Source organism: Paraburkholderia pallida (assembly GCF_004524855.1).
GTDB lineage: Bacteria > Pseudomonadota > Gammaproteobacteria > Burkholderiales > Burkholderiaceae > Paraburkholderia > Paraburkholderia oxyphila.
The window spans coordinates 2,135,740-2,153,815 of the sequence record NZ_CP038148.1; the positions used below are offsets into that span (position 1 = coordinate 2,135,740).

The 18,076-nt window shown below is 65.4% G+C and carries 18 protein-coding genes; 9 read left to right on the forward strand and 9 right to left on the reverse strand.

Annotated features, from left to right (window positions below):
- Window positions 1–131 precede the first annotated feature (131 nt).
- Entirely contained in the window at window positions 132–1,202 is a 1,071-nt protein-coding gene (locus tag E1956_RS09685; RefSeq protein WP_134748395.1) for a permease, read from the forward strand.
- 112 nt (window positions 1,203–1,314) lie between these two features.
- Complete coding sequence (locus E1956_RS09690) at window positions 1,315–1,737, forward strand: hypothetical protein (RefSeq protein ID WP_028216767.1); 423 nt, start codon at window positions 1,315–1,317, stop codon at window positions 1,735–1,737.
- A gap of 125 nt (window positions 1,738–1,862) precedes the next feature.
- Here E1956_RS09690 and E1956_RS09695 read toward each other — a convergent pair whose 3' ends face one another.
- Both E1956_RS09695 and nodI read right to left on the reverse strand, forming a co-directional pair.
- Window positions 1,863–2,699, reverse strand: a complete 837-nt coding sequence (locus E1956_RS09695) for an ABC transporter permease (RefSeq protein WP_028216768.1) — start codon at window positions 2,697–2,699, stop codon at window positions 1,863–1,865.
- 61 nt (window positions 2,700–2,760) lie between these two features.
- A complete protein-coding gene (gene nodI / locus E1956_RS09700; RefSeq protein ID WP_256377747.1) occupies window positions 2,761–3,687 on the reverse strand; it encodes a nodulation factor ABC transporter ATP-binding protein NodI in 927 nt (308 codons plus the stop codon).
- Window positions 3,688–3,961: 274 nt separating this feature from the next.
- Between nodI and E1956_RS09705 the strand changes: the two genes are divergently transcribed.
- On the forward strand, window positions 3,962–4,432 hold the full coding sequence (locus tag E1956_RS09705) for a universal stress protein (protein ID WP_028216770.1): 471 nt from the start codon (window positions 3,962–3,964) through the stop codon (window positions 4,430–4,432).
- Window positions 4,433–4,550: 118 nt separating this feature from the next.
- On the opposite strand, the gene E1956_RS09710 is transcribed toward E1956_RS09705, so the two are convergent.
- The 3 genes from E1956_RS09710 to lexA all read right to left on the reverse strand — a co-directional run bounded on the left by E1956_RS09710 (window position 4,551) and on the right by lexA (window position 6,443).
- Window positions 4,551–5,267, reverse strand: a complete 717-nt coding sequence (locus E1956_RS09710; RefSeq protein WP_134748397.1) for a DUF2939 domain-containing protein — start codon at window positions 5,265–5,267, stop codon at window positions 4,551–4,553.
- 129 nt (window positions 5,268–5,396) lie between these two features.
- Window positions 5,397–5,771 carry a hypothetical protein gene (locus E1956_RS09715; protein ID WP_134748399.1) on the reverse strand — a complete coding sequence of 125 codons (375 nt, stop codon included), beginning with the start codon at window positions 5,769–5,771 and terminating at the stop codon, window positions 5,397–5,399.
- Window positions 5,772–5,792: 21 nt separating this feature from the next.
- Window positions 5,793–6,443, reverse strand: coding sequence for a transcriptional repressor LexA (gene lexA, locus E1956_RS09720; protein ID WP_028216772.1), 651 nt, complete (start codon window positions 6,441–6,443; stop codon window positions 5,793–5,795).
- A gap of 294 nt (window positions 6,444–6,737) precedes the next feature.
- Between lexA and E1956_RS09725 the strand changes: the two genes are divergently transcribed.
- The 6 genes from E1956_RS09725 to E1956_RS09750 all read left to right on the forward strand — a co-directional run bounded on the left by E1956_RS09725 (window position 6,738) and on the right by E1956_RS09750 (window position 13,055).
- Window positions 6,738–7,781, forward strand: coding sequence for a sulfate ABC transporter substrate-binding protein (locus E1956_RS09725; RefSeq protein WP_134748401.1), 1,044 nt, complete (start codon window positions 6,738–6,740; stop codon window positions 7,779–7,781).
- 155 nt (window positions 7,782–7,936) lie between these two features.
- A complete protein-coding gene (gene cysT, locus E1956_RS09730; RefSeq protein WP_134748403.1) occupies window positions 7,937–8,836 on the forward strand; it encodes a sulfate ABC transporter permease subunit CysT in 900 nt (299 codons plus the stop codon).
- Window positions 8,833–9,819, forward strand: a complete 987-nt coding sequence (gene cysW / locus E1956_RS09735) for a sulfate ABC transporter permease subunit CysW (RefSeq protein WP_134748405.1) — start codon at window positions 8,833–8,835, stop codon at window positions 9,817–9,819. Before cysT ends, cysW begins: the two co-directional genes overlap by 4 nt.
- A 2-nt stretch (window positions 9,820–9,821) precedes the next feature.
- Window positions 9,822–10,877, forward strand: a complete 1,056-nt coding sequence (locus tag E1956_RS09740) for a sulfate/molybdate ABC transporter ATP-binding protein (RefSeq protein WP_134748407.1) — start codon at window positions 9,822–9,824, stop codon at window positions 10,875–10,877.
- 61 nt (window positions 10,878–10,938) lie between these two features.
- Window positions 10,939–11,865: a CysB family HTH-type transcriptional regulator gene (locus E1956_RS09745; RefSeq protein WP_028216777.1), complete on the forward strand. Its 927-nt coding sequence runs from the start codon at window positions 10,939–10,941 to the stop codon at window positions 11,863–11,865.
- Between the two features lie 158 nt (window positions 11,866–12,023).
- The gene (locus tag E1956_RS09750; RefSeq protein ID WP_134748409.1) at window positions 12,024–13,055 is read left to right on the forward strand and encodes an asparaginase; all 1,032 of its coding nucleotides are present in this window, start codon (window positions 12,024–12,026) and stop codon (window positions 13,053–13,055) included.
- A 143-nt stretch (window positions 13,056–13,198) separates the two neighbouring features.
- Here the strand turns inward: E1956_RS09750 and lysM are convergent, their stop codons facing one another.
- From lysM to gcl, 4 genes are all read right to left on the reverse strand, one after another.
- Window positions 13,199–13,699, reverse strand: a complete 501-nt coding sequence (lysM, locus tag E1956_RS09755; protein WP_028216779.1) for a peptidoglycan-binding protein LysM — start codon at window positions 13,697–13,699, stop codon at window positions 13,199–13,201.
- Between the two features lie 570 nt (window positions 13,700–14,269).
- Entirely contained in the window at window positions 14,270–15,169 is a 900-nt protein-coding gene (locus E1956_RS09760) for a 2-hydroxy-3-oxopropionate reductase (protein ID WP_256377772.1), read from the reverse strand.
- Between the two features lie 122 nt (window positions 15,170–15,291).
- The gene (gene hyi, locus E1956_RS09765) at window positions 15,292–16,089 is read right to left on the reverse strand and encodes a hydroxypyruvate isomerase (RefSeq protein WP_134748413.1); all 798 of its coding nucleotides are present in this window, start codon (window positions 16,087–16,089) and stop codon (window positions 15,292–15,294) included.
- A 119-nt stretch (window positions 16,090–16,208) separates the two neighbouring features.
- A complete protein-coding gene (gene gcl / locus E1956_RS09770) occupies window positions 16,209–17,993 on the reverse strand; it encodes a glyoxylate carboligase (protein ID WP_134748415.1) in 1,785 nt (594 codons plus the stop codon).
- Between the last annotated feature and the right edge of the window lie 83 nt (window positions 17,994–18,076).

The window sequence follows — 18,076 nt, forward strand, 5'->3', positions numbered from 1 at the left end:
TTTGGCTTGATCAAGCGTTGCGCATGCTGGCATCATGCGGCGCGCGCCGTCCGGTCCACCGGCCGCGCGCCTTGCTTGACCCGCTCGACCCCAATTATCCGACCCGAGCCCCTTAGCGGAGTATCACAACAATGACGAGCGCACGCGACGCGCAACCATCCCAGTCGCCACCCTCCTGGGGCTGGCCCCTTTTTATTCTGCTGGCCGTTGCCGGTCTGTTCTATGTGAAGTGGTTCCCGTATTACCACCGCGCATTTACGGCCGAGGCAACGCACTCGATCGGCAAATCCATCCTGATGGGCGGTGCGGCGAGCGCGCCCGAGCCTTCCCTGAGCGCGGCGCTCGACTATGCCTTTGCCTACGGCAAGGCGATCTGGCAGGCGATGGTGCTGGGCCTGCTGCTCGGCTCGGGTGTGCAGGCGCTGTTGCCGGCGCAGTGGATTGCGCGCGTGCTCGGACGCCACGGTTTCGGCAGCGTGGCGGCGGGCGGCCTGCTCGCGGTGCCCGGCATGATGTGCACGTGCTGTGCGGCACCCGTGGTGGCGGGGCTGCGCGCGCGCAATGCGTCGCCGGGCGGGGCGATCGCCTTCTGGCTCGGCAACTCGGTCCTCAATCCCGCGACGCTCGTGTTCATGGGCTTCGTGCTGGGCTGGCAGTGGAGCGCGCTGCGCCTCGTGCTGGGTCTCCTGATGGTGTTCGGCCTCGGCTGGCTCGCGAACCGGCTGGTGACGCACGAGGAGGCGCTTGCCGCCGACGTGCGGCTCGCGATGTTCGCGCAGGAGCAGGCTGAAGCGGACAACGTATTCGCGCGCTGGCTGCGGCTGTTCGTGCGCATGGCGGTGCGCCTCGTGCCGGAATACATCGTGCTCGTGCTGCTGCTGGGCGCGGCGCGCGCGTGGCTGTTTCCCCACATCGGGCCCGAGGTCACGAGCAGTCTCGGCTGGATCGTCGCTTTCGCGGTGGCCGGCATGCTGTTCGTGATCCCAACCGCCGGCGAGGTGCCTATCATTCAGGCGATGCTCGCGCTCGGCATGGGCGTGGGGCCGGCCGGCGCGCTGCTGTTGACGCTGCCGCCCGTGAGCGTGCCGTCGTTCGCGATGCTGGCGGGCTCGTTCCGCATGCGTACGCTGGCGCTGGTGGGCGCGGTGGTCGTGGCGTTCGGCGTCGTGGCGGGGCTCGCGACGGTCGCGCTGGGGTTCTAGCGCCTGTCGTCAGCGTGAACGCGCCCTAAGATAAGGCTTATGCATTAACGGCGGAAGGTCGGCTCGCAGGCTGGCCGTCCGCACAGAAAAGGGCTCCGGCCCAGGAACCGCCATGGCAAAGCAAAAAACGAATCCGAAACTCGAACAGGCCCTGACGCGCGGCGATCTCGCCATCCGCCAGGCCAACTCCGCTCGCGCAACGGCAGTCTTGCGCGCGCTCGGCAAGATGATCGTCGAGGCGTCGGCGACCATCGGCGTCGAGGCGCACACGTCGATTCCCGACGGCGACCGCATCTACGATCCCGCAGACGGTCTCTGGCCGCAGCAGTTGCTGATCTCGCTCGACGGCCCCGTTGAGGACTCGGACCCGGAGGAGATCCGCACGATCCGCCTGCTCGCCCAGTCCCAGGGCACGCTGTTCCGCGTCGAATGGCACCGCGCCGACGGCAAGATCGGCCGCCAGGAGGGTGGACCGTTCGCCACCGTCGCGTTCATTTCGGACGTCGACATTCCGTGGGGCGACGACGAGGACTGAGCAGCTCTCGAACCGCGCATGAGGCCCGCCCGAGGCGCGGGAAGGGTGCGCGGATCTCAGGCGCGCCTGGCATGCAGATGTTCAGGTGCGCCTGGCGTCGCGCGATCGGCATGCTCCCAGGCGCTTTAGCGCATCATGCGCCGCCGGAACAGGATCGAGGCGACGCCGAAAGGCACCAGCACGTAGAGCACGAGCACGGCGAGATGCAGTCCCGCGTGCTCGATCGGACGCCCGAGCATGGCCGGGCGGATCAGCTCGACGGCATGCGCGAGCGGCAGCATCAGCGTGACGTGCTGCGCCGCCGCGGGCAATTGCGCGATCGGAAAGAACACGCCGGAGAGCAGCAGCATCGGCGTGAGCACGAGCGTCTGATAGAACATGAAGAAGTCGTAGGACGGCGCGAGCGCGGTGACGATCATCGCGCAACTCGCGAACGCGAGGCCCGCGAGTGCGATCACGGGCAGCGCGAGCAGCATCGACGGAAAGCTCGCGTAGCCGAGCAGCCCCGCCACGATCATGATGGCCGCGCCCGAGAGCACCGACTTGCTGGCGGCCCACACGACTTCACCGAGCACCACGTCGCCGAGCGAGAGCGGCGTGTGCATGATCGCTTCCCACGTGCGCTGCACGTGCATGCGCGAGAAACCCGAGTACATCGACTCGAAGCTCGCCGACATCATCACCGACGACGACACCGTGCCCGCCGCCAGAAACGCGATATACGAGACGCCATCGACGTGGCCGACCATCAGCCCGAGCCCGAAGCCGAGACCGAACAGATAGATCATCGGATCGGCGAGATTGCCGAACATCGATGCGATCGCAAGCTTGCGCCAGACGAGGTAATTGCGCCGCCACACGGCGATCCAGTGCGTTGCGTTCGACGGCATCGCCGCCCGCGGCTCGCGCAGGGGCGATGCGGCGGGGCGAGTGGGCGGCGGCGATTGAGTGCGTGTCTGCATGGTGGCTGTTCTTGGATGCGGTCGGGGTCGGTCCTGGCGCAGGTTCAGGGTTGCCGCATGGTTAGTCCTGCATCTCGCGGCCCGTGAGCCGCAAGAAGACGTCTTCGAGATTGGCGGGCCGGTGCAGATAGCGCAAATCCGCGCGATGGCGCAACAACGCATGCACGGGCGCGGCTTCGTCGACATAGCAGAAGAGCGTCTCGCCGCTGATCTCGGTACGCTTGGCGTGCGGCGCGAGCTCGTCGCGCAGCGCCACCGGGTCCGGGCCATAGACCTCGATCACGTCGCAGCCGATTTCCGATTCGATCAGCGCCTTCGGTGCGCCCTCGGCAATCTTGCGGCCTTCCTCGATCACGCAGACGCGATTGCAAAGTCGTTCGGCCTCCTCCATGAAATGCGTCGTGAGGAGGATCGTCTTGCCGCGCGCGAGCAGCGAGCGCAGCCGCTCCCAGATCAGATGGCGCGCCTGCGGGTCGAGCCCCGTGGTGGGTTCGTCCATCACCAGCACATCGGGGTCGTTGACGAGCGCGCGCGCCAGCGTCAGACGCCGGCGCATGCCGCCCGAGAGCTCGCCGACGCGCGCGTCGGCCTTGCTTTCGAGGCGCGCGAATTCGAGCAGCGGCGCCACGAGCGCGCGCGTCTCGCGCGCGGACAGCCCGAAGTAGCGGCCGAACACGAGCAGGTTCTCGCGCACGGTGAAGTCGGGGTCGAGATTGTCGAACTGAGGCACCACGCCCACGCGGGCGCGTGCATGACGCGCGCGTGCGGGCACGGGTTCGCCGCACAGGCTGATGCGTCCGGCGTCGGGCGAGACGATGCCGAGCAGCATGCGCAACGTGGTGGTCTTGCCCGCGCCGTTGGGGCCAAGCAGCCCGAAGCATTCGCCGGGAACGACGTCGAACGACAGGCCGTTCACGACCGCCCTGTCTCCATAGTGCTTGATCACCTGCTCGAATTCGATGGCGGGCATGTTTGAGCGGCTGTTCATGTAAGCGCGTGCGTGGTGCACGTTGTAAGGCGGCCTATTCTAGTGCATTGCCGGGCATGGGGTTGGCGGTACCACGCGCGCATCCGCGACGCGTGCAGTGCACCAATGCCCCGTCCATGTCTGTCGCGACAAGTATTGTTTTCGCGCAAACCCAGTACCCGTGCACCATGCGCGTGCAAGCATACCTGGCGTTTTCCAGCCCTTGCATGTCGAATTGCGGCGCACCATCATGCGATTGTGACCCGCGTTTCCAGCCGGGTAGGGAGAGATGATGATGGCGAGCTACAAGAAAATTCTGCTTTGCTATGACGGCTCGCGCGAAGGCCGCAAGGCGTTGCGTTGCGGAGCGGATCTGGCATTGGACCTGCATGCGGAGACGCATTTGCTGTCGGTGGTCGACATGCGCTCGACGATCGCTCAAAGCGCGGGCTTGCTCACGGATGTGGCGTGCGGGCGCTTCGAAGAAACGGCGCGCGAGATCTTGCAGGAAGGCGTGGATTGGCTGACCGAGCGCGGCGTGCGCGCGCAGGGCCACTTCGCGTTCGGGCATCCGATCGACGAGATTGCGAATCTCGCCAACGAGTTGCACGTCGATCTCGTGGTGGTGGGGCACCGCTGCCGCACCGGGCTGTCGCGCTGGTGGATGGGCGCAGGCAATACGCCGCTGCTCGACCGCGTGACGTGCAGCATACTCGTAGCCTGCTCTTCGGCGGCTGAGGAAAAACAGCAGCAGGCGGCGGCCTAACCGCGGCTGCTCTCTACGCATTGTGTGGACGCTTTTGAGGCGTCCACACAATGATCCCAAAGCGGCGGCCAACTGTCAGGATGGCTCGCCGCAGTCCTCCCGTTTCCCGCGCACTTCATCAATTCGACGCGTTTGCGCCGCTGTCGCCATCCGGCCAGTTCAACTCCACAGCCGTGAGCTTCCACGAAAACAGTCCATGACGCTGCAGGATGGCGGCATAGCGCTCGCTTTTGGCGTTGCGCTGCCACGTGACGGCAAACGTGTTCAGCCCGCGATACCCCGCTGAGGTTTCCGCCCGGGGCTGGTTTTGCTGCTGTTGTGGCTGTGTGCCCGAATTGCCGGGAGCGGGCGGCGTGGATTCGCCCGGTGCGGCCCCACCCGGCGTGGCCGCGCCCGCTTGCGACGATGGCGGCGCCTCGGACGGTTGCGCAGGCGCAGGCCGCTCGCCTGGCTTGCCAGTCGGCGGCATGCCGCTGAGCAGCGCGGCGACGCCGTCGGGTGTGACATACGCGTCCACGAGCGGGCCAATCAGCACGCTGCCGATAACCGCGCCAAAGAGCTGTAGCGGGTTGCTGGCGTGCGCGGCCTCGATGCGCCGTTGCAGCATCTCGCCGATCTGTTGCTTCAGGCTCACGCGTAGCGCCGGGTAATCGACGTATTCGTCCAGAGCGGCCGCGTCGCGTGCGTCGGCGGCTGCCTTGAGGTGATTCAGGGCGATGTACGGCGACGCATAGCCGTAGCCTGCAGCGGCCACGATCGCAACCGCCGCGACGGCGATTGCGACCGGTTTCTTCCAGCTCGCCGATTTGCGGGAATTCGTTTGGATGTCGGTCATTGAGTAGGGCAACCCTGAAATAGGCAAACAGGGTGTTGACCGCGCGCAATCAAAAACGATCCCTGGCGTATCGATTACCGAGCGACTACGGGGTCACTCCGGGGTCACTGCGGGGCGACTGCGGTGTGCTTACTTCGCCAGTGCGGAGGGCAGGTCGGCTTGCTGTTCCGCGATGCAGAGGTCGATGGCGCGGCACACCGCTTCCATCGTGCCCACCATGATGAGCCGCGACTGGCCGTGATAGACGCGCACCGGCGCGCGGCGGCCCGGCTGTTCCGCATTCAGCGTGCTGTTGAGCGAGACGCGTGCGAACGCCGGCTGCGCCGAAGGCAGCGCGGGGGCTTCCTCTTCGCGCTCGATGTCGTCGAACAGCGAACCATTGACCTGGCGGCCCAGCGCGGCCGCGGAGGCGCGCGCCTCACGCATTGCGCACGAGGCAATCCCGCGCAGATGACGCAGACGGCCGAATTGACGGAAGGGCAACAGGCGGGCAAGGCGTTCCATGACTCTCTCCAGGCGGAATTATCAGAATTCGGTGGGGCGGATCAGACCGACGGCAATGCCTTCGAGCGCGAAGTCCGCGCTGCCGACCGCGACGAAGATGTTCTCGTAGTCGGGGTTCTCGGCAATCAGCTCGATGCCGTTGGGCTGCCGCTTCAGGCGCTTCACGGTCACGTCGTCGCCGAGGCGCGCAACGATGATCTGGCCGTCTTTCGCTTCGCTCTTTTTCTGCACGGCGAGCAGGTCGCCGTCGAGGATGCCCGCGTCGCGCATGGACAGGCCGCGCACCTTCAGCAGGTAGTCGGGCCGGCTCGAGAAGAGCGCCGGGTCGCAGGTGTAGTTCTGCGAGATGTGTTCTTGCGCGAGGATCGGGCTGCCCGCCGCGACGCGGCCAACGAGCGGCAGCGAGAGCTGCATGATGCTCGCGTGCGGCAGCGTGAACTGGTGCGGCAGGTCGTCGGGGCCGGGCAGCAGGCGAATGCCGCGCGAAGCGCCCGCAGCCAGCTCGATCACGCCCTTGCGCGCCAGCGCCCGCAGGTGTTCCTCCGCCGAGTTGGCCGAGCTGAAGCCCAGTTCGGCGGCGATTTCAGCGCGCGTGGGCGGAAAGCCCGTGCGCTCGATCGCGCGGCGGATCAGATCGAAAACCTGCTGCTGTCGTGCGGTGAGTTTGGTCATGGCGCCACTGTATGTTTGAACAGGTAACTGTATTTTTATACAGTACTCGCCGCTTTTCAAGTGTTACTTGAGGTTTGTGATCGGGATGGCCCCGCAGCGGCGCTTTCCTGCGCTCAACCCGACGAAATCACAGACGAAAACACGCTCGAGCGCCCGATTCCTCCGTCCTTACCACTTTTACGTATTAAAGAATGAGAAAACATCATTTTTAATAATGTAAGCCAATCGCTAGACTGGCCTCCATCGATTGCTGCACGACAAACGAAAACGCACGACGACACGGAGAAAAAACAGATGAAACAAGGCACTACGGGGCGCGCATGGGTCAGGACGCTGGCGGCGAAACTGGTGATCGGCGTGGCGCCGCTGCTGGGCATGGCCGCGCTGGCGCCGGCCGCGCATGCGGACACGGCGCTGCTCAACGTCTCCTACGATCCGACGCGCGAGCTGTATCAGGACATCAATGCGGCCTTCAGCAAGGAGTGGAAGGCGAAGACGGGCGAGACGCTCACCATCAAGCAGTCGCACGGCGGCTCGGGCGCGCAGGCGCGCTCGGTGCTCGACGGGCTGCAGGCCGACGTCGTGACGCTCGCGCTCGCCTGGGACATCGACGCGCTTGCCAACAAAGGGCTGATCGAGAAGGACTGGCAAAAGCGCCTGCCCGACAACGCCTCGCCGTACACCTCGACCATCGTGTTTCTCGTGCGCAAGGGCAATCCGAAGCACATCAAGGACTGGGACGACCTCGTGAAGCCCGGCGTGTCGATCGTCACGCCCAATCCGAAGACCTCGGGCGGCGCGCGCTGGAACTACCTCGCGGCGTGGTCCTATGCGCTGCATCAGCCGGGCGGCAACGAGCAAAAGGCGAAGGAATTCGTCACGAAGCTCTACAAGAACGCGGGCGTGCTCGACTCGGGCGCGCGCGGCGCGACCACGAGCTTTGTGCAGCGTGACATCGGCGACGTGCTGATCGCCTGGGAAAACGAGGCATTCCTCTCGCTCAAGGAGTTCGGGCCGGAGAAGTTCGAGATCGTGGTGCCTTCGGCGAGCATCCTGGCGGAGCCGCCGGTTGCGGTGGTCGACAAGGTCGTGGACAAGCGCGGCACGCGCAAGGTGGCGCAGGCGTACCTGCAGTTCCTCTATAGCGAAGAGGGCCAGGAGATTGCCGCGAAGAACTTCTATCGTCCGCGCTCGGACAAGGTGCCCGCGGCGCTCACGGCGAAGTTTCCGAAGCTGAAGCTCTATACGGTCGACGACACCTTCGGCGGCTGGACCAACGCCCAGAAGACGCATTTCGCGGATGGCGGCGTGTTCGATTCGATTTATCAACCGCAGTAATCGGCTTCAACACGCGGCTGGAACAAGCGGCTGCGGTAAGCAACGGAACACACAACAACAAGGCGCGCCCGACGAGGCGCGCTTTTCGACGCAGGACGACCCATGTGCGGCACGCAACGAGGGCGCTCCGCGCAACCCATGTGAAGAGATAGAGCATGACGACGTTTCGATTACAGAGGCCAGGTGCGCTGCCGGGATTCGGCGTGACGCTCGGCATCACGGTGGCGTATCTGAGCCTCGTGGTGCTCATTCCGCTCGCGGCCACGTTCCTCAAGACCGCGACGCTCGACTGGGCGCAGTTCGTGCGCGCCGTGGCGTCGCCGCGCGTGATCGCCTCTTACCGCCTGACGTTTTTCTCCGCGCTCGGCGGCGCGCTCATCAACGCGGTGTTCGGATTCTTGCTCGCGTGGGTGCTGGTGCGCTATACGTTTCCCTTCAAGCGCGTGATCGACGCACTCGTCGATCTGCCGTTCGCACTGCCGACTTCCGTGGCCGGCATCTCGCTCGCCGCCGTGTATGCGGGCAACGGCTGGATCGGTCAGTATCTGCAGCCGCTCGGCATCAAGATCGCGTTCACGCCGCTCGGCGTGCTCGTGGCGCTCACGTTCATCGGCTTGCCGTTTGTCGTGCGCACGGTGCAGCCCGTGCTCGAGGAGTTCGAGCGCGAGCAGGAGGAAGCCGCCGCGTGCCTGGGCGCGTCGCGCTGGCTGACGTTTCGCCGCGTGGTGCTGCCGGCCGCGCTGCCCGCGCTGCTCACGGGCTTTGCGCTCGCGTTCGCGCGCGCGTTGGGCGAGTACGGTTCGGTCATCTTCATCGCCGGCAATGTGCCGATGAAATCGGAAATCACATCGCTGCTCATCATCACGAAGCTCGAGCAATACGATTACGCGGGCGCCACGGCGCTCGCCGTGGTGATGCTGTGCGTGTCGTTCGTCATGCTGCTGCTGATCAACACGCTGCAGTGGTATCTGCAGCGGCGCACGAGCCGCGGGGCGTCGTCGGCAGGCGCGCCGAACACGGCGAACGTGGCAGCCACCGCTGGAGGTGTGCAATGAGCACTGCAGTCCGTCAAAAGGGCGCACGCCGACCGAACGCGGGCCGTCCGGACCCCGTCACCGAAGCGCTGTGGGTGCGCTGGCTCCTCACCGGCGTCGCGCTCGCGTTTCTCGCACTGTTTCTCGTGGTGCCGCTCGTCGCGGTGTTCTGGCAGGCCTTGAGCAAGGGCATCGGCTTCTATTTCGAATCGCTCGCCGACCCCGACGCGCTCGCCGCGATCAAGCTCACGCTGATCACCGCCGCGATTGCCGTGCCGCTCAATCTCGCGTTTGGCCTCGCCGCGTCGTGGGCGATCGCCAAGTTCGAGTTCCGCGGCAAGGCGCTGCTCACGACCTTGATCGACCTGCCGTTTTCGGTTTCGCCCGTGATTTCGGGGCTCATCTACGTGCTGCTGTTCGGCGCGCAGGGCTGGCTCGGCCCCTGGCTCGCGGACCACGACGTGCAGATCATCTTCGCGGTGCCGGGCATCGTGCTCGCGACGATCTTCGTGACGTTCCCGTTCGTCGCGCGCGAGCTGATTCCGCTGATGCAGGCCCAGGGCAACGATGAGGAAGAAGCCGCGCACGTGCTCGGCGCCTCGGGCTGGCAGATGTTCCGGCGCGTGACGCTGCCGAATATCCGCTGGGGCCTGCTGTACGGCGTGATTCTCTGCAACGCGCGCGCGATGGGCGAATTTGGCGCGGTCTCGGTGGTGTCGGGCCACATTCGCGGCCAGACCGACACCATGCCGCTGCACGTCGAGATCCTCTACAACGAATACAACTTCGCGGCGGCGTTCGCCGTGGCCTCGCTGCTCGCGTTGCTCGCGCTCGTGACGCTGGGTCTCAAGCTGCTGGCCGAGCGCCACCTGTCCGCCGAATTGCGCGAATCGGGTGACGTGCCGGCCTTCGCGGGACCGCTGGGCACGCCGGCCACCGCCAACGGACAACAAGCACAGCACGCAGGCGTCCTGCGCCAACCGCTTCAACAGGGAGAGCTGTAAAGATGGGCATCATCGTTCGCAATCTGCAAAAGCGCTTCGGCGACTTCACGGCGCTCGACAATGTTTCGCTCGATTTTCCGGCTGGCGAGCTGGTCGCCTTGCTCGGGCCTTCCGGTTGTGGCAAGACCACGCTGCTGCGTGTGATCGCGGGTCTCGAATACGCCGATGAGGGCCAGGTTGTGCTTCAGGGGCAGGACGTGGGCACGGTGGGGGCGCGCGAGCGCCAGGTGGGCTTCGTGTTCCAGCATTACGCGCTGTTCCGCCATATGACCGTGTTCGAGAACGTGGCGTTCGGGTTGCGCGTGAAGCCGCGCAACGAGCGTCCCTCGGAAGCGCAGATCCGCGAAAAAGTGCACGAGCTGCTCAAGCTCGTGCAGCTCGACTGGCTCGCGCAGCGCTATCCGTCCGAGCTGTCTGGCGGCCAGCGCCAGCGTATTGCGCTCGCGCGCGCGCTGGCGGTGGAGCCGAAAGTGCTGCTGCTCGACGAGCCGTTCGGCGCGCTCGACGCCAAGGTGCGCAAGGAGTTGCGCAGCTGGCTGCGGCGCCTGCACGACGACCTGCACATCTCGACAATCTTCGTCACGCACGACCAGGAGGAGGCGCTCGAAGTGGCGGATCGCATCGTCGTGATGAATCATGGGCATGTGGAGCAGGTGGGCAGCCCGCAAGACGTGTACGATCATCCCCAGTCGGCGTTCGTCTACGAGTTCCTGGGCGCGGCGAACCGTTTGCGCGGCCGCGTCGATGTGCACGGCTTCGTGGCCGACGGCGCGGCGCAGCCGATTGCGGTGCAGGCCGGCTTCGAAGGCCCCGCGCTCGCCTACGTGCGGCCGCACGATCTCGTGCTGCACCGCGAGGCCGACGCGCATCGCGACGGTATCGTCGTGGACGTGCGCCGCGTGGTGACACTGGCCGGCGCCGTGCGCGTGGAGCTCGAAAGCCGCACGGGCGGTGCGCTCGAGGCGCAGCTCGACCGCGAGACGTGGCGCGCGCTGAGCCTTTCGGTCGGCGACGGCGTGACGGCGGTGCCGCGCGGGCTGCGCGTGTTTCCCGCCTGATTGGCCCAATGAGCGATCAACAAATAACGAATAATCGGTCGGCAGTTCCGGAGAGAAGAACATGAATTTTCAGCAGTTGCGTTTCGTGCGCGAAGCCGTGCGGCAGAACATGAACCTGACCGAAGTGGCCAACGTGCTCTATACGTCGCAGTCGGGCGTGTCGAAGCAGATCAAGGATCTGGAGGACGAGCTCGGCGTCGACATCTTCATTCGCCGCGGCAAGCGCCTCACGGGCCTCACGGAGCCGGGCAAGGCCGTGCATCAGCTGATCGAGCGCATGCTGCTCGACGCCGAGAACCTGCGCCGCGTGGCGCGCCAGTTCGCCGATCAGGACAGCGGCCACCTCGTCGTGGCCACGACGCACACGCAGGCGCGCTATGCGCTGCCCAAGGTCGTGCACCAGTTCCGCGAAGTGTTTCCGAAGGTGCATCTCGCGCTGCGCCAGGGCAATCCGCAGCAGATCGCGCAGATGATCATCAACGGCGAGGCCGATATCGGCATCTCGACCGAAGCGCTCGACCGTTTCCCCGATATCGTGACGTTCCCGTGCTATTCGTGGCATCACGTGGTGGTCGTGCCGAAGACGCACCCGCTCGTGGGCCGCGAGAACCTCACGCTCGAGGAGATCGCCGAGTATCCGATCATCACCTACGATCAGGATTTCACGGGCCGCTCGCATATCGACCAGGCGTTCGCGAAGGCGGGCACCGTGCCGGACGTAGTGCTGACCGCCATCGACGCGGACGTGATCAAGACCTACGTCGAGCTGGGCATGGGCGTGGGCGTGGTGGCCGCGATGGCCTACGACCCGAAGCGCGACAGCGAGCTCGTCGCGCTCGACACGCAACATCTGTTCGAGGCCAGCACGACGCGCGTGGGCCTGCGCAAGGGCGCCTTCCTGCGCCAGTACGCCTACAAGCTCATTGAAATGTTCGCGCCCCAGCTCACGGAGCAGCAGATCGCGAGCCAGTTGCGCGAGCCGGCCTGAGCGGCGCGGGCCTGGCCGGGGTTCGGACGCACTCGGACAGGGCTTGGGCCCGTTTCTGCGCGGACTCCGCCCTGATTCCGCGCGTGGCCTCTGGCCCGGTCTTTCGTCGGGCTTCTGTCTATGTCGGGGCGCCTGGCGGATCGCTTAAAATCGGCGCCATGAATACACCCACCCCATCCCAAACCGCGGCCGGCGCCCGGGCGCTGCCGCGCGTCGCCGTGCTTGCCACCGGCGGCACTATCGCGGGCTCCGCCCCCGACGCGGCCAATACCGCTGGGTATCAGGCCGGCGTGATCGGCGTGGCGCAGTTGCTCGCGGCCGTGCCGGGCCTCGACACGGTCGCGCAGATCCACGCCGAGCAGGTGGCGAGCGTCGACAGCAAGGACATGTCGTTCGCGCTCTGGAGCACGCTCGCGCAGCGCGTGAACGAGTTGCTCGCCAGCGACGACATCGACGCCGTCGTGATCACGCACGGCACCGATACGCTCGAAGAAACCGCGTACCTGCTGCATCTCGTGGTGAAGAGCCCCAAGCCCGTCATCTTGACCGCGGCCATGCGGCCCGCCTCGGCGCTTTCCGCCGACGGCCCGCTGAACCTGCTCAACGCGGTGACCCTGGCGGCAAGCGGCCAGGCGGCGGGGCAGGGCGTGCTGGTGGCGTTCAACAACCGCATCCATTGCGCGCGCGATGTCACCAAGATCAGCACCTATGCGGTGGACGCGTTCCAGTCGCCCGAGATTGGCGCGCTGGGCTGGGTGCAGGATGGGCGGGTGGAATTCCAGCGTCGCGCGCTGCGCCCCCATACCGTGGATGCGCCGTTCACGGCAGACACACAATGGCCGCACGTCGAGATCGTCACGAGCTATGCAGGCGTTTCGCGTATTGCTGTGGATGCGCTCGTGGCCGTGGGCGTGCGCGGCATCGTCGTGGCGGGCACCGGTAACGGCTCGATTCACGCCACGCTGCAGCAGGCGCTCGTTGAAGCGGCGGCCAAGGGCATTGCCGTGGTGCGTGCGTCGCGCGTGGGCTCGGGTCACGTGATGCACAACGGCGCGGCGAAGGACGATGCGCTCGGCTTCGTTTCGGCTGGCACGCTGAACCCCTATAAGGCGCGTGTGCTGCTGATGCTCGCGCTTGCGGCGGGCACGAACGAGAAGGCCGCGCTGCAGCGGGTGTTCGACACATACTGAGTTGTACTGAGCGTGCGGATCGCACGCGCGTTCAAGCGCCTCTGCGTCCACGCGAAAAGCAATGCAAACGGGCCTTGCGGATTGCTCCGCAAGGCCCGTTTCGCTTGCAGCCGCGCGCGATATTGCACGCGCTTGTGCAGGTGTTATTGCAGCGGCGGAATCACGAGCACCTGGCCCGGATAGATCTTGTCCGGGCTCTTGAGCATCGGCGTGTTCGCCTGGAAGATGACGTCGTTCTTCGCGCCGCTGCCGTAGTACTTCTCGGCGATCTTCCAGAGATTGTCGCCCGCGACCACGGTGTGGTGCTGCGCTTCCGGCGCCGGATTCGTCACCGTCATCTGGTCGTCGACCTTGTCGACGTTCTGGACATTGCCGGCGGCCACGAGGATCTTTTCCTTCGTGGCCTGATCGGCGGCATTGCCCGTCACCGTGACCGTGTGCGAGACGCCGTCATAGGTCACGCCGAGGTTGTCGGCATCGAGGCCCTGCGCGCGGATATAGGCGGCGATCGCATCGCCGGCCTTCTGGTTCAGTTCGGCGAGATTCGCGGCCGGCGCGGCTGCGGTTTCGGCCGCCTGGGCCGGTGCGGCCGCTGCGCCGAACAGCTTCTCGCCGGCTTCCTTGATGAAGTTGATAATGCCCATCGATCACACTCCTCACGTGCTGGGATTGGTTGCGTAGCCACGCATCGGGTCGCGTGTCCACCTTGCACCGTCTGCATGACAGACGAATGAAAGCATGATTCTAGAAACGCGGGCACGAAGACGTCCAGCGCCGCAGCGTTAAAGAGTGTGAAAAGAAGATGAACTCCGCGGCATGCATTGCGCGAGAGCAGGGGTGGGTGCGTTATGGAAGAAAGTGCTGATGTGCGCTGAGTGCGCGAAGGCTGGATAGGTGCCGCGATCCGACAGGCGGACACCCGGAGACAACGTCTGACCGACCAAGGCTTCCCCGTCGTCACCGAGTGCCGCTTTCGGACCCCACTGGCCGCCCTCAGCCCAGAGCGGCCCCGATTTGCTCCGCGGCGGTTGCCGCCACCACGAAGCGCCCCACTTGTGGCCGTCGCGCGCGTGCGCGCCAGCCTGAATTTTTGCGTGTACTACCGCTACAGAAGCGGTCTTTCGAGAAGCGTTGCGCGCGAAGCTTGCGCGCAACGCCTCGAGTCCATCACTGAGCCCAAACGTGAGCTCAGCAGGCGATCAAGCCGCCTTGAATTACGACTTCTTGCTTTCGGTGATTTCGAAATTCGCCATGATCTCGAGCGCGCGGATCATCGCCGAGTGGTCCCATGCCTTGCCACCGTTCGCGGCGCACACGCTGAAGAGCTGCTGCGCGCTGGCGGTGTGCGGCAGGGCGATGCCCAGCTTGCGTGCACCGTCGATCGCGAGGTTCAGATCCTTCTGGTGCAGCTCGATACGGAAGCCCGGGTCGAACGTGCGCTTGGTCATGCGCTCGCCGTGCACTTCGAGAATGCGCGACGAAGCGAAGCCACCCATCAGGGCACGGCGAACGCGCTCCGGATCGGCGCCCGAGCGTGCGGCGAACAGCAGCGCTTCAGCCACGGCTTCGATGTTCAGCGCGACGATGATCTGGTTCGCGACCTTGGTGGTTTGGCCCGCGCCGTTCTCGCCGATCAGCGAGATGTTCTTGCCCATCAGATCGAACAGCGGCTTGGCGATTTCGAACGACTTCTCCGGGCCGCCGACCATGATCGTGAGCGTCGCTTCGCGCGCGCCGACTTCGCCGCCCGAGACCGGTGCGTCGAGGTAGTCGCAGCCGAGCGCGTTGATCTGCTTGGCGAACTCTTGCGTTTCGATCGGCGAGATCGAGCTCATGTCGATCACGAGCTTGCCGGCCGAGAGGCCCTTCGCGACGCCGTCATCGGCGAACAGGACCTTCTGCACGTCGGGGGTGTCCGGCACCATCAGGATGACGATGTCCGAAGCCTGCGCCACGGCCGTCGAGTCGGCGACCACGGTGGTCAGCTTTTGCAGGTCTTCAGGCACCGGGAACTTGCCGTTCACGACGAGCGAGTGGCCGCCCTTGATCAGGTTGCGGGCCATGTGCGAGCCCATGATGCCGAGGCCGATAAAACCAATCTTTGCCATCTGAATGTCTCCGTTGAGTCGAATGCGGTTCGATGTGTGAGTCGACGCGACCCGGCGTGTGCGCCCGCTAAATCAAGCGAGTCGGGCGCATCACGCGAGCAGCAGTCAAGGCTGACGATGCGGGCTGATCAGGCGAGTTCCGCCGCGCGCCGCTGCGCGCTGCGCAGCCAGCCGAGACCTTCGACGGTCGTCGTGCGCGGCTTGTATTCGCAGCCGATGTAGCCCTCGTAGCCGAGCGTGTCGAGCAGATCGAACAGGAAGGGATAGTTGATTTCGCCGGTGCCCGGCTCATTGCGGCCCGGGTTGTCGGCGAGCTGGATGTGGGCGATCTTCGCGAAGTGCTTCTTGATCGTCGCGGCGAGCTCGCCTTCCATCCGTTGCATGTGATAGATGTCGTACTGCAGGAACAGGTTGTCCGAGCCCGTTTGCGCGATCACGTCCAGCGCTTCGGCCGAACGGTTCAGCGCAAAGCCCGAGATGTCGTACGAATTGCACGGCTCGACGAGCAGGCGGATGCCTTCGCGCTTGAGCTCGCCCGCGGCGTAGCTGAGGTTCTCGACGATGGTCGCGAGCGCCGTGTCGCGGTCGACGCCTGCCGTCGGAATACCCACGAGGCAGTTCAGCTGCGGCACGTTCAGCGCTTTGGCGTACTCGATCGCGCGGCCAACGCCTTCCTTGAACTCGCCCTTGCGGTCGGGCAGGCAGGCGATACCGCGCTCGCCACCTTCCCAGTTGCCGGCGGGCAGGTTGTGCAGCACGAGCTTGAGGTTGTGCGCGGCGAGGCGCTCGGCCAGTTCCGCGGCTTTGTACGGATACGGGAACAGGAATTCGACGGCATCGAAGCCCGCCTCGGCTGCCGCGGCAAAGCGGTCGAGGAACGGCACTTCGTTGAACAGCATGGTGAGATTCGCTGCGAATTTTGGCATGGTGCTGGGTCTCGCGGGTCGGTCAGTAAAAAGGAAATCAGGCAGGCGGCGCGCCGGTTCTGGGCGCGCCGCCTGCTTTGAGCACGCACGAGGGCGTGGCTCAGTTCAATGCGCGCTGCTTAGTCGAGGGCATTGAGGGCGCTGATGGCCGTCGGCGCATCCTCGTTCTTCTCGGCCAGTTCTTCGAACTCGTTGATCGCGTCGATCTCGGTGCCCATCGAAATGTTGGTCACACGCTCGAGAATCACTTCCACGACCACCGGCACGCTGAACTCCGCGGCCATCGCCTGCGCCTGCTTGAGCGCCGGCTCGATCTCTTCGGGCTTGAACACGCGCAGCGCCTTGCAGCCGAGACCTTCGACCACGGTCACGTGATCGACGCCATAGCCGTTCAGCTCAGGCGCGTTGATGTTCTCGAAGCCGAGCTGCACGCAGTAGTCCATGTCGAACGCGCGCTGTGCCTGGCGGATCAGGCCGAGGTACGAGTTGTTCACGAGCACGTGCACATAGGGCAGCTTGAACTGTGCGCCTGCTGCCAGTTCTTCGATCATGAACTGGAAGTCGTAGTCGCCCGAGAGCGCCACGATGGGGCGCGCCGGATCGGCTGCGCGCACACCGAGTGCTGCCGGAATCGTCCAGCCGAGCGGGCCTGCCTGACCGCAGTTGATCCAGTTGCGCGCCTTGTAGACGTGCAGGAACTGGGCGCCTGCGATTTGCGAGAGGCCGATCGTGCTCACGAAGCACGTATCGCGGCCGAACACCTTGTTCATCTCTTCGTACACGCGCTGCGGCTTGATCGGCGTGTTCTCGAAGTGCGTCTTGCGCAGCATCGTACGCTTGCGTTCCTGGCAGTCGGCTGCCCACGCGCTACGATCCTTGAGCTTGCCAGCGGCCTTCCATTCCTGCGCGACTTCGACGAACAGCTCGAGTGCAGCCTTGGCGTCCGACACGATGCCCAGATCCGGACCGAACACGCGGCCGATCTGCGTGGGCTCGATATCGACGTGCACGAACTTGCGGCCCTTCGTGTAGACCTCGACGCTGCCCGTGTGGCGGTTCGCCCAGCGGTTGCCGATGCCGAGCACGAAGTCCGAGGCGAGCATCGTCGCGTTGCCGTAGCGGTGCGAGGTTTGCAGGCCGACCATGCCCGCCATCAGCGGGTGATCGTCGGGGATGGCGCCCCACGACATCAGCGTCGGGATCACCGGCACGCCGACGATTTCGGCGAACTGCACGAGCAGGTCTTCAGCTGCAGCGTTGAGCACGCCGCCGCCCGAGACGATCAGCGGCTTCTCGCTTGCATTGAGCAACTCGAGCGCGGCTTCGATCTGCTTGCGCGTCGCGTGCGGCTTGTAGACAGGCAGCGGCTCATAGGTGTCGATGTCGAATTCGATTTCGGCGAGCTGCACGTCGATCGGCAGGTCGACCAGCACCGGACCCGGGCGGCCCGAGCGCATCAGGTGGAAGGCCTGCTGGAACACGCGCGGCACGAGCGCCGGCTCGCGCACGGTCACGGCCCACTTCGTGACGGGCTTGGCGATCGACTCGATGTCGACGGCCTGGAAGTCTTCCTTGTACAGACGCGCACGCGGAGCCTGGCCCGTGATCGCGAGGATAGGAATCGAGTCGGCGGAAGCGGAGTAGAGACCCGTGATCATGTCGGTGCCCGCGGGGCCCGAGGTGCCGATACACACGCCGATGTTGCCGGGGGCGGCACGCGTATAGCCTTCAGCCATGTGCGAGGCGCCTTCGACGTGGCGAGCGAGCACGTGGGTGATGCCGCCGGCCTTCTTGAGCGCCGAGTACAGCGGATTGATCGCGGCGCCGGGCACGCCGAAGGCGGTATCGATACCTTCTTTCTCGAGCACCAGCACGGCTGCGTCGATGGCTCTCATCTTGGCCATGAAAAGTCTCCTGAATATGGCAATTGGCTGAAATGGCTACGCATTGGATACAGCGTTTGATCGCACTGTAGGCTCGCATGAAA

Coding starts and splice junctions, on each gene's coding strand:
- E1956_RS09685 (WP_134748395.1), top strand. CDS start 132: ATGACGAGCGCACGCGACGCGCAACCATCCCAGTCGCCACCCTCCTGG.
- E1956_RS09690 (WP_028216767.1), top strand. CDS start 1,315: ATGGCAAAGCAAAAAACGAATCCGAAACTCGAACAGGCCCTGACGCGC.
- E1956_RS09695 (WP_028216768.1), bottom strand. CDS start 2,699: ATGCAGACACGCACTCAATCGCCGCCGCCCACTCGCCCCGCCGCATCG.
- nodI (WP_256377747.1), bottom strand. CDS start 3,687: ATGAACAGCCGCTCAAACATGCCCGCCATCGAATTCGAGCAGGTGATC.
- E1956_RS09705 (WP_028216770.1), top strand. CDS start 3,962: ATGGCGAGCTACAAGAAAATTCTGCTTTGCTATGACGGCTCGCGCGAA.
- E1956_RS09710 (WP_134748397.1), bottom strand. CDS start 5,267: ATGACCGACATCCAAACGAATTCCCGCAAATCGGCGAGCTGGAAGAAA.
- E1956_RS09715 (WP_134748399.1), bottom strand. CDS start 5,771: ATGGAACGCCTTGCCCGCCTGTTGCCCTTCCGTCAATTCGGCCGTCTG.
- lexA (WP_028216772.1), bottom strand. CDS start 6,443: ATGACCAAACTCACCGCACGACAGCAGCAGGTTTTCGATCTGATCCGC.
- E1956_RS09725 (WP_134748401.1), top strand. CDS start 6,738: ATGAAACAAGGCACTACGGGGCGCGCATGGGTCAGGACGCTGGCGGCG.
- cysT (WP_134748403.1), top strand. CDS start 7,937: ATGACGACGTTTCGATTACAGAGGCCAGGTGCGCTGCCGGGATTCGGC.
- cysW (WP_134748405.1), top strand. CDS start 8,833: ATGAGCACTGCAGTCCGTCAAAAGGGCGCACGCCGACCGAACGCGGGC.
- E1956_RS09740 (WP_134748407.1), top strand. CDS start 9,822: ATGGGCATCATCGTTCGCAATCTGCAAAAGCGCTTCGGCGACTTCACG.
- E1956_RS09745 (WP_028216777.1), top strand. CDS start 10,939: ATGAATTTTCAGCAGTTGCGTTTCGTGCGCGAAGCCGTGCGGCAGAAC.
- E1956_RS09750 (WP_134748409.1), top strand. CDS start 12,024: ATGAATACACCCACCCCATCCCAAACCGCGGCCGGCGCCCGGGCGCTG.
- lysM (WP_028216779.1), bottom strand. CDS start 13,699: ATGGGCATTATCAACTTCATCAAGGAAGCCGGCGAGAAGCTGTTCGGC.
- hyi (WP_134748413.1), bottom strand. CDS start 16,089: ATGCCAAAATTCGCAGCGAATCTCACCATGCTGTTCAACGAAGTGCCG.
- gcl (WP_134748415.1), bottom strand. CDS start 17,993: ATGGCCAAGATGAGAGCCATCGACGCAGCCGTGCTGGTGCTCGAGAAA.